The organism is Variovorax sp. ISS6 (assembly GCF_056523145.1).
In genome coordinates, this window is sequence record NZ_JAWRZC010000003.1 from 30138 (window position 1) to 45017 (window position 14880).

Consider the following 14880-nt stretch of genomic DNA (forward strand, 5'->3'; position numbering starts at 1 on the left):
AGGGCCAGAAGCCGGCAGTCCTGACGAGCAGCGGCTAGAGCTCTTGCGCGCAGAAGCGCAGGCAAAGCATGCGCGGTTGATGGCGTTCCTCAACTCGAATGGCCGCGGCACCCCCTAGGTTGACGGTGCTCCGGTGAACTCTGAGAGCGCTGCCAAGGCCACCTCGAATGCAGCACGTTCGATTGCACGTGCCTCGAGCAAAGCAGTTCGATCTGGCTCGGCTCCTCCAACTCGAAGGAATCGAACTTCCGCATCAGCCGCAGCGCGCTCTGCGTGCTGAGCTGAATCTGGGCCTGTCGCCACTTGGCGATTGCCGCAGTAGCGGTTTGACGGGTGCTCATAGCGTCTCAAGCTAGGCTACGGGGCCAGTCCCGAGCGTAGGGTTTCGTCCCCTGGTGCTGGATGCGGTTTGCTCCTACTGAAACCCGGATGCTACAAGGCTAAAAACCGTTTGGGAATACTGGTTCAGAGGTCATCAATGCGGAGAAAAGTTCTAAGCGAGCGCCAGCAGCGCGTGCTCGCAAACATTCGGTTTCTCGATGCGGTGGGGCGCTCGACACTGCCGATCACATATACCGCGCCGGAAGACATTGAGCGGCTACTTGGGCTCCAAGCAGCGGGCCTAGTCAAGGCGATCTTCGATCCAATATTGCGCGATCGCTCTGGCGAAGCACGGATCCCTCGTGCCGTGGTGCTGTGTGTCACTCAAGAGGGTTTCGCAACACTCGCACGGACCGAGCGCGAAAATCCCGGCATCCTCTCTCGTTTCGAAGAAAAGCCTCCAAAGCGACGGGCAAGGAAAGCTATGCCGGCCTCGCCAATGGAGAGCGCGGTTGTACCTGATGCCACAGGCTTGGGCATCGTCGCCGGCGTCATCGCCGTCCAGCCACCTGGCGACAGGACCTCGAGTGAGGCGGCCGTCTAACCTTCGTTCGGACTGCGCCAAAAACGTCCCGAACGCTCAGTCGCGGCCGGGCCTCCCCGCGGGGGGGGGGGTTGATCGGTGGACTCACGCGCTTGCGTGGGTTAAGTATGGGGGAAGCGGTCGTGTTGCTTCAGAGCGGGGTGGCTTCGCGATGTGGCGCGGAGGCGCGCATCAAGTTCATCCATGAGCGCGCCGAAACAGGAGGCAGCTTCAACGGAAGCTTCCTGAGAGCGCCTCATGTCCCGGCCCAGCTCGTCTCGGGGCCGTCCGTTGTACAGGGCGTCGACCACCCGCGTGCGTGCCTCATCTGCAGCACGCTCGGCGTGGAGCCACTGCTGCAGTCGGCGTGACCGTCCAGTTCCTGACATGTGCCTGACCTCCGGTTTCCGGTAGTAGACGGTTGCAGTCGATGACGGTCTGTAGGCCAAGTCCGGCAGATGCTTGGGTTCAATTCTTTTGGGGCACTGATAGACCCGTCGGCGCGCCCGGCCTCGTTGAAGGACGGCACGCATCTCGAAGCGCCTTGCGGCACGCGCGCGCTCGATTTGGCGAGCCCACGTAAATCTCAGCTGAACCCGATCAAGGGCATAGCCCTACAACATCGACGCCATCCGAGGCAGAACCTCTCAGTCATGACGGGCTTTGTGGGTTGCTCGCGATATTTCCCCTCGGCTGACTCGACTGAAAGGCAGGCATAGCGCCATGGCAAAAGACGATTCGCTCGCGGTCTACAAGGCGAAGCGTAACTTCTCCGTCACTCGTGAGCCGAGCGAAGGTGGCCAGGCGAATCCGAACGCCCTCACCTTTGTCGTTCAGAAGCACGCCGCGTCGCGGCTTCACTATGATTTTCGCCTCGAGCTGGATGGCGTCATGGTGTCATGGGCAGTACCCAAGGGCCCGAGCTTCGATCCCAAAGAAAAGCGGATGGCTATCCATGTCGAGGACCATCCGATCTCCTACTCCTCGTTCGAAGGCACGATCCCGCCGAAACAGTACGGGGCGGGAACCGTGATCGTCTGGGACAACGGCATCTGGGAGCCCGTGGGCGACCCGCGCGCCGGCATTGCGGCGGGCAAGCTTGTCTTCCGGCTTCATGGCCAGAAGCTGGAGGGCTTATGGGAATTAGTCAAGATCGCCAAAGGGGGCGAACGGCAAGAGCCTTGGATCCTGTTCAAGAAGAAGGACGAATTCGCGCGGCCTCATGCGGAATACGACGTCGTGACCGCGCTTCCCGACAGCGTGATCGCCAAACCGCTCAAGAAGATCTCCGCCAAACCGAAGGCAGGAGCCTCGCGGCAGAAGGTTACCTCGGATGAAAAGACGGCGCAGGCAAGAGCGAAAACATCGCCTCTCCCCGCGACTATCAAGCCTCAGCTGGCGACCCTCGCCGCGGGAGTTCCGAGTGCTGGGGAATGGCTGTACGAAATCAAGTTCGACGGCTACCGGCTCATGGCCCGCTTGGACAAAGGCAACGTCGCCCTTATCACGCGAGGCGGGCACGACTGGGCCGGGAAGATGCCCGGACTGGTCGCTGAGCTGCAGCAACTGGAGCTGACTTCATCATTTCTTGACGGCGAGATTGTCGTCCTCGGCCCGAACGGCGTTCCGGACTTCAACGCACTGCAGAACGCCTTTGATAAACGTCAGAGTTCGAGCGACATCGTCTACTTCGTGTTCGATGCGCCCTTCTTTGAAGGGGCGGACCTGCGTGAGCTTCCGCTGAAGGCGCGCCGAGGACTGCTGAGGGCGTTCTTCGAGGAAAAAGCATCCGAGCATGTGCGCTTCAGTGCTGATTTTTCCGCGGACCCGACTTCCATCCTGCGCTCCGCTTGCCAGATGCAGCTCGAGGGCGTGATCGCCAAGCGCGCAGATGCGCCTTATGTTTCACGTCGGAGCGAGACATGGCTAAAGCTCAAGTGCAAGCTGCGCCAGGAATTCGTCATCTGCGGCTTTACGGATCGAAGCGACAACACGGCGCAAATTGGAAGCCTCCTCCTTGGCGTCCACAGCGCCGAAGGCGCGCTCGTACCAGCGGGCAGCGTCGGAACCGGATGGAGCGGCGACGAAGCTGCTGAGATCAAGCGCAAACTCGTCCCCCTGAGGGTCGATGTTTCCCCCTTTGGAGGGGCCCTGTCCAAGCCTGGTCGATGGTCAAAGCGCAAAGTAGGGTCGGAACGCTGGGTTAAGCCATCCCTTCTGGTAGAAGTGACCTTCGCTGAGTGGACGCCAGACGGCCAAATCCGGCACGCCTCGTTCATCGGCCTGCGCGACGATAAGCCGGCGAAAGCGATTGTCCGCGAACGGCCGAAGGTTGTTGCCGGGCCGGAGGCAACAGACCCGACAGAGCGCACGGATGGAAAGGCCAAACCGCCTGTCGCTTCCATCAAGGTGAGCCACGGCGAGCGTGTGATTGATCCGGCGTCCGGCGTGACCAAGCTCGATCTGGTCCGCTTTTACGAGTCGATGGCTGAGTTCATCCTTCCCCATCTTAAAGGTCGACCGTGCTCGCTCGTTCGAGGTCCCTCTGGCGTTGGTGGAGAGCTGTTCTTTCAGAAGCATGGCGAGAAAATCGGAATCCCCGGCATCAATGAGCTGCCGCAGGCCTTGTGGCCTGGCCACAAGGCGTTGCTCGAGGTCGGGAACGCCTCGGCCTTGGTAGGGGCAGCTCAAATGAACGTGATCGAGTTCCACACCTGGAATTCGTCGGCCAAGACGATCGATAAGCCCGATCGCATGATTTTTGACCTGGACCCCGGTGAGGGGACCGCGTGGGAGCACATCCAGGAGGCGGCAGCCCTCGTTCGGACCATGCTGGACGCCTTGGGCCTTGCCTCATGGCTGAAGACCAGTGGCGGCAAAGGTCTGCACGTCGTGGTGCCTCTCGCACCACGTTATGACTTCGACACGGTGAAAAGCTTCTCCCAAGCCATCGTGCAACACATGGCGAGAACTATTCCCACTCGGTTCGTCGCGAAGAGCGGGCCGAGCAACCGGGTCGGAAAGTTGTTCATCGACTACTTGCGCAACGGCCAGGGTGCCACGACAGCAGCGGCCTTTTCAGCGCGTGCTCGGCCGGGACTGGGGGTTTCCATCCCCGTGAGCTGGGATGATCTTTCGAAGCTGAAAAGCGGCGCACAGTGGAATGTCCGGACCGCCCGTGAGCATCTGTCCTTTCAGACGACCGATCCTTGGGCAGATTACTGGAAGACGCGCCAGCCTTTGGCGGAGGCGATGAAGCGGCTTGGCTTCAAGCGGTAGACGTGGCTCGGCGCGGCCTGCGCTACATCATGCAAACGCCGTCGAATCCCGCCTCTTCCTGAGCGCTCAAAAAGATGGCATGTTTTCCTTTCACAGGTTGTAGGAACTCGTCATGGTCACCACCGCCCGCTCGATTGCTTCGCTCTCTCTCGGCTTCGGCCTGGTATCGATTCCCGTGCGATTGTTCACCGCGACCGAAAGCTCGGCAGCGGTCCGGTTCAACCTGCTCACGAAAAGCGGCGAGCGGGTGAAGCAGCAGTACGTGTCGGCGTCCAACGCGAAAAAGATCGTGCCTCGCGCGGAAATGGTGAAGGGCTACGAGTTCGAGGAAGACCGCTTCGTCATCTTCCAGCCGGAAGAACTCAAGGCGCTCGAGGACGGAGCAAGCCATCTTATTGACATCGTTGCATTCATTCCGGCCGATGCGGTTGATCCGATCTACTACGACAAACCGTATTTTTTAGCGCCGGACAAGCGCGGTGGGAAACCTTACAACCTCCTTAAGAGAGCCATGCAGGAAAGCGGTCGCTGCGCGCTCGCCAAGTGGGCCTGGAAGGCGAAGCAGTACGTGGTTCAGGTCCGTGCGCAAGACGAAGGCCTGGTTCTGCAGCAGTTGCTGTACGCCGAGGAGGTTCGATCGATCAAGGATCTTGGCATCGAGCAACTGGAGCCGTCCGCGGCCGAGCTCAAGCTCGCGCTGCAGCTCATCCAGCAGAATCTCGCGTGACAGCTACGATCCAACGATGTTCGAGGATGAAGAGAAAAAACGCATCCTGTCCGCCATCGACGCGAAGATCGCCGGCGAGGAAATCGTTGCGGCCGAGCACCCTGAAGACTCTAGCTCTGCACAGGTGATCGACCTCACGCAGATGCTGATGGCGAGCCTCGAAAAGCAAGGCAAGAGCGTTGAAAAGCCTTCGCGCAGTGCAACCAGTCGACCGGATCGGGTTGTCACCCCCCTGCGCGCACCGGCAAGCAAAGCCAAACGGGCTCCCAAGCCCGCTGCAAAAGCGATTGCGCCTGACGGCGCGCCGCGCACTCGAGCAAGAAGGTGACCCGAAGAGTGGCCCACGCCGGCGCGGTGTCAGGCTCGTTGGGGCTGTCCCGCTATGCGGTGCTCCGACTGATGGAACTGGGCTTTGTGACCCCGCCCAGAGAGGGGGATAAAGCTTGGCAATTTTCCTTTCAAGACCTGGTGCTTCTTCGTTCTGCGCAAGAGCTGCGCAGTGCTCACATTCCTACCCGTCAAATCCTGAAGGCCCTCCGTCAGTTGAAGGAGTCTGTGCCGGAAGCCATGCCCCTTGACGGCTTGCGAATCACTGCCACCGGTGACCGTGTGACCGTTCGATCGGCCGATGCGCATTGGGAGCCAGACACCGGCCAACTCGTGTTGGATCTACAAATCACCGCGGGCGGCAGTACGCTCGCCGTGCTTCCTGAAAGGCACCAAGATACGGCCTCGAGAGAATCGAGCCTAGCCGAGCGTTTTGCGCGCGCGGAAAGCTTGGAGGAGCTTGACCCTGAGGCAGCCGAGGCGCTGTACCGGCATGTCCTCGTCGACGATCCCGGGTATGCCCACGCTTACCTCAACCTGGGCTTCATGCTCTGCGAATCCGGCAGATGTGAGTCTGCCGTCGCTCTGTATGACGACGGTGCGCGATACTGCCCTGGCGACCCGTTGATCCACTTCAACCGCGCCGTAGCCTTGGAAGGAGTGGGCAACGTGAATGGCGCGCTGGCCAGCTATGAGGAGTCATTGCGCCTGCAACCGGACTTGTTGGATGCTCACCGCAACGCCGCCATGCTTTACGCTGATAGCGGAGATCAGCAAGGGGCCATCCGACATTTCAGCGCTTTCAGGAGGCTGCAGAAGGTGAAGATTTGACCTGCAAAACGTGCCGCGAAGCGTCTGCGTGCTTGCGTCCAACAACGTGCCTCTGTTGCAGACGCCGTCATCTTGCATTGTCCGCCTCTCGCGGCTATGACCTACGTCCGTGCCTCACATGCTTGTCTAGAAGTACACAACCTCAGGAGGCCCGCTATGACAGATGACCCGAAAAAGACCGGACTCGACCGCAAGCTGATATCGCTGACCGAAGCTCACGAGGTTCGTTCTTGGACGCAAAGCCTCGGATGCAGTGAGACTCAACTTCGCGACGCGGTGAAGGCCGTCGGCAACTCGGCTGACGATGTGCGAAAGTACCTGGCTGAGAAGCTGAAGTGACCCATCTCCGTCGGATCTCTTTACACGTCGACGAACCTGACCCCGGCCACTTCCACTGGGTGCTGATGGAAGAAGGCACTGACGCCTTCACGTGGGCGGAGCTTGCCTCAAGCGATGCCTTCTACGACATGTGGATCGATGCATGGGAGCAAGGGACGAAAGCGCTGCTGGCCATGACGGCCGACCAAACAGTCGGACCGCGGGCCGAAGCTCCCATGCCCTCGTTCGAAGACCCAATAGGCTCAACTCGCGGGCCATGTCTACATCGCGGCACTTCGCCTCTGGCGCTCGCTTCGCTGGTACTTTGGTCGAGGTCCTGCAGCCTAGCGAGCGGCTTCGGCCAATGCCGGACTCATGAAGCCCGCGCGAGAACGCGCGCGATTTCAGCGATCGCGTCCCGCGCGCTTGGCGCAATGCGGACAGCCTTTGCGAGCATCAAATTCACTGGCAGTCCAAACTCTTCAACCGCCATGCCGGACTTGTCTCGCAGGATTCCTGACGAATCGCGCGCGCAATCCGGAATGCGCGTCGAGTACGGCTCGCACGGCAAACCGTACGCTACGACGGGAAGGCCTCGCTCCACCGCCACAGCCAGTTCGAACACCGTCCCGGAATCTGGTTCAGGCCCTCTGAAAGGGCACAGATTGGCGATCACGCCACTTGCACTTCTCAGCAACTGCATGTTCCTCGCGTAGATCGTGCTTGCACGATCGCTGTCGTCGCCGTCACTCGAGTCGGAGTTGTCGATCGGCACGAGCGCTTGAAGTCCATGGGTTTCGCAGCACAGAGCGAGCATTTCGAAATGCCCTCGCGCATCAACCCGGAATACGTCCGGGCCCGCAAGATAGATCTTCGGGATGGGCATTTCGGCAGCCATGGGGCAAGTATGGCGCACATGTAGGCGGGTGCGGGCGTCTCCCGGCATAGCCGGGGCGGGCTGTCGTGCTGCGCATCGAGCCGGCGCTGCGCTTGTCTCGCCCCTTCGGACTTCCATCCCTGACGCCTCCGCGCCGGCACCGCCGGCGCTGCGCGCTGCGCTTGCCAACACAGCCAGGCGCGCCCGCGGCGCGCACCACCAGGTCTCCCCTCCTCCGGTTTGCCGTCGTCGACCCGACGCGCCGCCTTTGCGTCGCATTCATCGCTCTGTCCGGTGACTCTGCGCCCGTGCCATCGGGCGACCGGCTGCGCCTGCAAGGGGGTATCCATAAAGGCTGCGCCTTTACAAGACCCTCCCCCTTGCTCGCCCGCTGCCCCGTGCGCTGCCGTTCACCGGGCGATGAATGCGAAGCAACGGCGGCCGGCTTCGCTTCAAGTCCAACTCCATGGAGGAGTGCCCTTCGCACAGGGGCAACCCACACATACGGCGCGGACTCACAGGAGAATCGAAACGATGGCTGCAACCACTTCGGCGCCTGCCAAGGCGCTCAACCTGATCTGCCGCTTCTTTGGGCACAAGTTGGTGCCGGTGTTCGACCAGTATCCGGGCATGCGTTTCAATAGAGAGACGAGCTTTCGGATTGACGAGTGCAAGGCCTCGACCTTCGAGCCTTACATGAAGCAGGTCTATCGCGGGGCACGTTGCACTCGTTGCGCCATGGAGTATGAATCACTGCTGCCGACGCCTGACGTGCCGCCTGCAAGCCCTGCGCAAGGAGAGAATCGGTGAAGGGGCCGGAGAGCGGCGGCGCCTCGAGCGAGGGCACTGCGCGACTTGTGCATTTTCCCGGGTTCTTCTACGAAGGCGAGCGAATCATCAACCCGACCTCCTGTGACGGGAGGCCCTGCAGTCCGAGCCACTATGGCTTCAAAAAGTGGGAGACCGGTGGCGGTTGCAGCGCATGGGGAATGCAAATGCCCGATGGGACAGAGATTCTGGTGACTTCGATGGACGGGAGCACCCATGTACTTCCCATACCTGGCGAGCCCTTCTTGGTCGGGCTGCATGCGCCCGAGTGCTGCGACCAGCTTGGCATCTGGACGATGACCGTCGGAGTGACGTATGGCTTGGACGGTCAGCCTACGAACGAAGGGTAGGCATTAAGCACCGGGCGAAGTCATGGCCCGAGTCTCTGCAAGAGCAGCTGCGCGCCCCGCGTGCTGCTGCCCAGCAGCAGCTTTCGCCCGCCAATGGCCAGCGTTGCTATGGCTTGCAGCACCTCACCCATTAGGTCCAGATTCGAGGCCCTAAAATCCATCAAGGCACCGCCGCTGCGCGCTGCAATCCCGCTAAAAACTTCCAGCGTCTTTTCGTCCGCCTTGTCGGCAAGGATGACCACCTTCAGGCCGCGAAGCTTGCAGCGATCGGCCAACGCGAAAGCCTCCTGCGCATCTTCCTCGAACGCATCGCCGATGTAAGACAGCACGCGTACTCCGCCAGCGTCCAGGGCGCGCGTCAAAAGCGCGCATAACTGGGTCTGTCCGCTCTCGCATCTCACCGTCGCCGCCTGTCGGCGAAACGCCGCCACGTCGGCCGAGAACTGCGTGAAGGTGTGCACCTGGCTGCCGCCATGCACCGCGAGCGCAACATCCAGTGCACCCGGGATCGCATCGAACATGCGATCCGTGATGCGCTTGGCACTGTCCCAGGTGTCTTCACGGCTGGCCGTGGCGTCAATTCCGAAGATCAGGCGGGGCCGGCGTGCAGGAGCTGGCGCCGAGGCGCTGCCGGCCTGCGGCCGCGCCGGCTTGGCAGCGCGTATCTTGTCGAGCGCGTTGGACTTGCGCGCCAGCTCGCCGGGCGGTTGTTTTGGGGTGAGGTTCATGATGCCGAGCTCCCGGTCAGTTCCTGTTTGATCTTTCGATAGGCCGATCCCGCCGCTTGCGCAAACCACGGCGGACATGCGCCCTTGTCCGGGTGCATCGCCTGCATCGCACGCCGGTAGACCGCTGTGATTTCATCAAGGGGCATCCCACGCTGCACCCCGAGGATCGAGTACGGGTCATCGCTAGCCGCGGCGGAGGTCGCGCTGGCACCACCGACGCTTTCGCGCCATTCAGGCGCGACGGCATCCAAGTAGGCCTCCAGAAGATCTGCATCGGCCTCAGCGCCGCCTTTTACCAGCGCGTCAAGTAGCGCCACAAGCTTGAGGACCGCCAGTGTGCTCAGTTCGGCCTGCGCTGGAATGCCGGCGATCGCGCGGATGGTCTTTGCGCTCACAACGCCATCCACCACCGTCACAGAGATGAAGTCGCCCTGCTCGGTATCACCAGCCGCGGCGCGGCCAGGTCTACCCGGCGGGCGGCGAATGTGCAAGTCGGGGTCGACGCCCAGCATCACGCAGGCCTCGCGCAGCACCTCAGTTTCTATCTGGTCGGAAATACTGCCAGCAGGGCGCAGCTTTGCAAGCTCCTCGGTCTCTTCAAGCCGGCCGTGCGGAGCCTCGCGCACTGCATCGAACAAAGCTCTCGATCGTGCCAGGTCCGCGCGCCACGCCAGGGTGGCCTTGGCGGCGATCGAGGCGTAGGCGGCGTCCACGCTGCCCAGCGTGCCCACTGCCAGGCGGAAGGCGTAGGCGCTAATGCTCACCGAGCTTGTCTTTTCGACATGTACGAACTCGTCGTCGACGTCGACCACTCGGCCGCCGCTGACCAGGCCGACTTTGAAGGGATGCAGGTCAACGCGCTTAGACGGATCGCGCTCCATGAACTCCGCCGCGGTGCGCATAGACCAGGCGGCGCTACATGAGGCTTGTTCGTTATCGCCCTGCCCCTCATCACTAGATACGCGTTCTGCCAGACGACGCATCACGACATCCAGCACCGTCGGTCCCACTGTGCGCGTCCCATCCTTGAATGGGACCTCGCGCGGGCCGAGCTGCCCGCGCCAGAGCAGGTCCGGCCGCGTGAACTTCACCACGGCCCGGTCGTGCTGTTCTCGGTTGGCGTGTCGGATGTGCTGAGCCATTGGTTGTCCCAGGCGGCATGAGAACCGCCGATCAGAACGAATAAACGTTTATCCATTATGAAGGGTCGAGGCGGCCGGTCAAGGCCGCCGCCGAATCCATCGAGTCACCTGTGTGCACGTAACGAAATAACGTCACTGTTATTGTTATTAATAACACATGTTGTTATTATGATGGAGCCTCAGGAGATCGAACATGGCAACCAAAACCATCGTTACCCAAGAAGCCGTTTTCAAGGCCGCGGCCGAGTTGGCCAAAGGCAACCAGCGTCCGAGCGTGCGCAACGTCATCAAAGCCATCGGCGGCGGAAGCCCGAACGACGTTGCGCCGCTATTGGCGCAGTGGAAGGAGACGCACACCATTGCGGCGGCGCCGGTGGTGATCGATCCCCGTCTCGTGCAAGTTCTGTCGGAACAGATCGCCGTCGCCGTAGCAACGGCACGCGAAGAGGCTGCGGCCGACCTTGCCGCTCTGCAGGAAGATGCGGCCGAACTGGCGCGGGCCGGCTCGGAAGCGGAAGCCCTCGCCTCCGAGCTGGGGCAATCCTTGGATAAGATCCGCGACGAACTGCAGCAGCAGATAGGCCGCAACGCATCCCTGCAGTCCGAAGTCGATGCAATGAAGGCACAGACCGAGGTCGACGTGCGGGAAGCGAACGCGCGAGCGCTGCGCGAGCGCGAAGCGGCGGAAACCGCTCGCCAGGCGTTGGCGCGCGCGATATTGCAGCTCGAGGAAATGCCCAGACTGCAGGCAGAATTGATTGCACTTCGCGCTGAGTTGGTCAGCGTGCGAGAGGCCGGCGTGAACAGTGAGAAGGCCTCCGCTGCCGCGCAGGCACAGAGCGACAAGCTGGCCGCAGTGGCAGAAGCGCAGCGCGAGGCCGCAGAGGCTCGAGCACAAGCCGCCGACGAGGCTCGTGAGCGCATAGACGCCGAGGCGCGCGACGCAGCGGCACGGGCGCGCGAGGCTGCAGCACGGGCCCATGATGAGCAGGCCGAGTTGCGCAGGGCGCTGGACGCCAGCGCAGCGCAAATTCAAGAACTCCTCCGCGAGCGCATCGCGCTGGTGCTCCCGTCGACGCCAACGCCCTAGCATTGAGGGGCACGGATGTCCCGCCTCGTCAGCAGCCGGTTAGAGCTGGGTGTCCTCCCAAGGCGCTGGGTCGGGACGGCCTATCCTCGTCGTCAACCGTCAGCGCCTACGCCCTAGCGTCGCTGGGCGCCGCTTGACCGTGGTCGTCAGCAGCCCGTAGAAGGGGCGTCCCCGGCATAGTCGGGCCGGGCTGTCGTGCTGCGCATCGAGCCGGCGCTGCGCTTGTCTCGCCCCTTCGGGCTTCCATCCCTGACGCCTCCGCGCCGGCACCGCCGGCGCTGCGCGCTGCGCTTGCCAACACAGCCAGGCGCGCCCGCGGCGCGCACCACCAGGTCTCCCCTCCTCCGGTTTGCCGTCGTCGACTCGACGCGCCGCCTTTGCGTCGCATTCATCGCTCTGTCCGGTGACTCTGCGCCCGTGTCATCGGGCGACCGGCTGCGCCTGCAAGGGGGTATCCATAAAGGCTGCGCCTTTACAGACCCTCCCCCTTGCTCGCCCGCTGTCCCGTGCGCTGCCGTTCACCGGGCGATGAACGCGAAGCAACGGCGGCCGGCTTCGCTTCAAGTCCAACTCCATGGAGGAGTGCCCTGCTCAGGGGCGACCAACACACACGGCGCACATTCAGGAGAATCCCATGCGTATTTCGTCCTTCGCTCCCAACTCGCCCAGCTTGTACAGCTCCACCCCTCTAAGCGACGATCAAATCCGCCGGGTCGCGCCGTCGATCTTTGCGCAGGAGGCACACGAGAGCCGCTCCGATCGCTACGCGTACATCGAAACCGCGAAGGTGCTGGAGGGCTTGCGGCGCGAGGGCTTCCAGCCGTTTTTCGTGGCGCAAACGCGGGTGCGCGACGAGGGCCGACGGGAATACACCAAGCACATGCTTCGCCTCCGCCACCCGTCGAGCGCGCGCGATGCCGAGTCCGGCGAAGTCGTGCTTCTGAACTCCCATGACGGTAGCAGCAGTTATCAGCTGCTCGCTGGCATGCTGAGGTTTGTTTGCACGAACGGGCTTGTTTGTGGGGACGTGGTCGCTGACGTGCGCATACCGCACAAGGGGCAGGTCGTGAACCGGGTCATTGAAGGCGCATTCGAGGTCCTCGATGGCATGGAGTTGGTCCGGGAAGTGCGAGACGACATGCGCGCGCTGACGCTCAACAGAGGCGAGGAACAGGCGTTTGCGCGGGCGGCGCTGGCACTCAAGTACGAACCCACGACGCCCGCCCCCGTGACGGAAGCACAGATCCTCACGCCACGTCGGATGGAAGACGGAAGGTCAGACCTGTGGACCACTTTCAACCGAGTTCAGGAAAACCTCGTGCGTGGAGGCCTGGAGGGCCGTACAGCGCTGAACCGCCGCACCCGCACGCGCGCGGTTACGGGCATCGATCAAGGGGTTAAGTTGAACCGCGGGCTGTGGGTGCTAGCGGAAGAAATGCGCCGGCTGAAAAGCTAAAAAGAACTCCGCGCGGAGCAAGTCCGCTGTGCATGCGCTTCGCGTGGGAGTATCTATAAGACGACGAATTCAAGAATCCGGGATCTCAGTGACAAGGCAGTTCGTCGCACCTGGCCGGGCTGTCAGTTCCTCTTTGGGGCCGAGCTTTCCTCCGAAAAGCGGGTGCCGCAAAACTAAATTGTCGGGCGAACCCCTTCTTGAAGACCAAAACAACTGAAAGGTCCGACGCGCAGTTTCTTCACTTTCTATGGAAACGGTCACAAAGCCGAACCCGCCTTCATCGCAGGGCGGTTGGATTGAAGTCTCAATCCAATCCACGCCACTTGCTCGCACGATGCGCCCTGGCGAAGGCGACCCGGGCTGGTCGAGCGGCGCGAAGCCATCAATCGGGTACGGGATGGCAGGAGGCTCAAGGAACTCTAAGCATGCGACGTTGACTTTTATATAGCCGCAGGCGTTCCCATCATGCAACGTTCCCGGAACCGCTTGCGTGAAACCAAACACATTTTTCTTGTTTGGAAAGACTTCAGCGCAACGGGCTCGAGCATATTCGCGCGGATCGTTTTTTGCGGCGCAGTCGCCGACCTGAGTTACTAGCCATGCTGTGTTGATGGGAGCGACTACCGGGACATATAAATTCCCTTGATAAGTCGGGACCGTCAGCATTTCCCTTAAGTGTTCGGGCTTCTCGCCAAGCATCGCGGAGAAAAGCGCGTGCCCTCCAAAAACAGGCCAGTCGTTAGAAGGAGGCAAGAAGCGACCAGTTCCAAATAAGCAATTCCGCACACGCTCCACGTCCTCCTCATCCAAAGTGCAGACTTCTGAATGATCGCCTCGCCAAATGTCGGAAGGCAGATTTAAAGCTAACTCCATGGAGAACTGGCGCAAGGAAGGCAAAGTTGGCGATACGCCGTCCGAGGTTCCTCCTGCCATATGTTCTACGAATTGTCGCGCCTTCGTTATCGCAAAGTCTACGAATTGAAGTCGAAATGATAAATCGCTAATGTATCGTTTCGCGGCCACTGGAGTTTTTAGGCCATTCATGTAAGCCTGTTCTGCTTCTAGCATTTTCAGACTTCTTATCAAGGCGCTGAAACGCGGTGAGGCAGTCGCAGGAGATGGTTTCCCGGACTCGCCCGGCCAATTTGAAATAAGGCCGTAATCGCCCAACGTGCCCTCCAACGGTCGAGATTGAGTAGGGTTGGCTCTCACTTCCTCCGTGAAGGTCTGCAGCCTGGCGAGCAGCTGTTCAGGGCTCAGAAGAACTACGCCTCCTTCGAAAAGCGACGTGGCCGCCAGCTTATTCATTCGACCGACATCGCCACCAGTTTGAACGTAGCGGACCTTGACCGAACGCTCTTTCACCAATGACTTAACGCGTTGCTCTATTGAAACGCCAGCTTGAAATTTTCCGATCTGAGAGCTGATGTCCGTCTTCAATTGTTCAGTCTGAGAGGCGTCGGTCGTGGAGAACTCCATAAGTGCGACGAAATCACCTCCATACCGCACCTCAGTTAGAAACGCGTCCCCGAATTGTTGGAGAAATTCAGCCGACGAATGAACGGCGCGCGCAGTATCCGGTAGGATTCGGAATTGCGACAGACTAATTGTGTGGCTTTCCACGCGATGACGCACTGCGACATAAGCATTTCGTCGGTCCAGGGTGCTTTCGCGAAGCATTGATGCTCGAGCATTCGCCCCCATTCCGGCGGCTCCATAGCTCGCTGCGGCGTCGATCCGTAAGAATCTCGCTAGTGAGTTAAAGTTGTCAATGTAATCCAAGTCTAAATCAATGGAGGTAGAGGGAGCCTGCTTTGCTAAAGATGGGTCCACTGCAAGGCCGCGGAACGAGCCGATCGCGACCGAATATCCTTGTCCCACTTCCACATTCCGTGAGAGAGGAACGGGCATAAGGTTGGTGATCGCGGTTGAGCAGTGGCCGATTGTTATAGGTAGCAACAGCCAGGCCATCGCGGATTGGAACATCTGCAACAAGTGATGAGACAATCGATTACCCATAAGA

The 14880-nt window shown here is 61.0% G+C and carries 10 protein-coding genes and 1 pseudogene; 7 read left to right on the forward strand and 4 right to left on the reverse strand.

Features of this window, described 5'->3' with window-relative positions; all coding sequences use genetic code 11:
• The first annotated feature begins 1627 nt into the window (after positions 1 to 1627).
• The 4 genes and pseudogenes from ligD (at position 1628) to AC1HIL_RS41370 (ending at position 6407) form a co-directional block, all read left to right on the forward strand.
• Positions 1628 to 4183, forward strand: coding sequence for a DNA ligase D (gene ligD / locus AC1HIL_RS41355; RefSeq protein WP_479672828.1), 2556 nt, complete (start codon positions 1628 to 1630; stop codon positions 4181 to 4183).
• A 112-nt stretch (positions 4184 to 4295) separates the two neighbouring features.
• A pseudogene (ku, locus tag AC1HIL_RS41360) lies at positions 4296 to 5238 on the forward strand (non-homologous end joining protein Ku).
• 8 nt (positions 5239 to 5246) lie between these two features.
• Entirely contained in the window at positions 5247 to 6068 is an 822-nt protein-coding gene (locus AC1HIL_RS41365) for a tetratricopeptide repeat protein (RefSeq protein WP_479669767.1), read from the forward strand.
• A 156-nt stretch (positions 6069 to 6224) separates the two neighbouring features.
• Positions 6225 to 6407, forward strand: coding sequence for a DUF3606 domain-containing protein (locus AC1HIL_RS41370; RefSeq protein WP_479669766.1), 183 nt, complete (start codon positions 6225 to 6227; stop codon positions 6405 to 6407).
• A gap of 352 nt (positions 6408 to 6759) precedes the next feature.
• Here the strand turns inward: AC1HIL_RS41370 and AC1HIL_RS41375 are convergent, their stop codons facing one another.
• Positions 6760 to 7284, reverse strand: coding sequence for a nucleoside 2-deoxyribosyltransferase (locus AC1HIL_RS41375; protein ID WP_479669765.1), 525 nt, complete (start codon positions 7282 to 7284; stop codon positions 6760 to 6762).
• 513 nt (positions 7285 to 7797) lie between these two features.
• Here AC1HIL_RS41375 and AC1HIL_RS41380 point away from each other — a divergent pair.
• Positions 7798 to 8073 (forward strand): hypothetical protein, encoded by a 276-nt coding sequence (locus tag AC1HIL_RS41380; protein ID WP_479669764.1) that lies wholly within the window; start codon positions 7798 to 7800, stop codon positions 8071 to 8073.
• Positions 8074 to 8461: 388 nt separating this feature from the next.
• Here the strand turns inward: AC1HIL_RS41380 and AC1HIL_RS41385 are convergent, their stop codons facing one another.
• Together AC1HIL_RS41385 and AC1HIL_RS41390 are read right to left on the reverse strand one after the other, a co-directional pair.
• Complete coding sequence (locus AC1HIL_RS41385; RefSeq protein ID WP_479669762.1) at positions 8462 to 9169, reverse strand: hypothetical protein; 708 nt, start codon at positions 9167 to 9169, stop codon at positions 8462 to 8464.
• Positions 9166 to 10311 carry a hypothetical protein gene (locus AC1HIL_RS41390; protein ID WP_479669761.1) on the reverse strand — a complete coding sequence of 382 codons (1146 nt, stop codon included), beginning with the start codon at positions 10309 to 10311 and terminating at the stop codon, positions 9166 to 9168. The genes AC1HIL_RS41385 and AC1HIL_RS41390 overlap by 4 nt, the downstream gene beginning before the upstream one ends.
• Positions 10312 to 10504: 193 nt before the next feature.
• Here AC1HIL_RS41390 and AC1HIL_RS41395 point away from each other — a divergent pair, with 193 nt between their 5' ends.
• Positions 10505 to 11401 (forward strand): DNA-binding protein, encoded by an 897-nt coding sequence (locus AC1HIL_RS41395; protein WP_479669760.1) that lies wholly within the window; start codon positions 10505 to 10507, stop codon positions 11399 to 11401.
• A 634-nt stretch (positions 11402 to 12035) separates the two neighbouring features.
• Complete coding sequence (locus AC1HIL_RS41400) at positions 12036 to 12857, forward strand: DUF932 domain-containing protein (protein ID WP_479672829.1); 822 nt, start codon at positions 12036 to 12038, stop codon at positions 12855 to 12857.
• A gap of 69 nt (positions 12858 to 12926) precedes the next feature.
• Here AC1HIL_RS41400 and AC1HIL_RS41405 read toward each other — a convergent pair whose 3' ends face one another.
• Positions 12927 to 14828, reverse strand: coding sequence for an MAC/perforin domain-containing protein (locus tag AC1HIL_RS41405; protein WP_479669754.1), 1902 nt, complete (start codon positions 14826 to 14828; stop codon positions 12927 to 12929).
• Positions 14829 to 14880 lie beyond the last annotated feature (52 nt).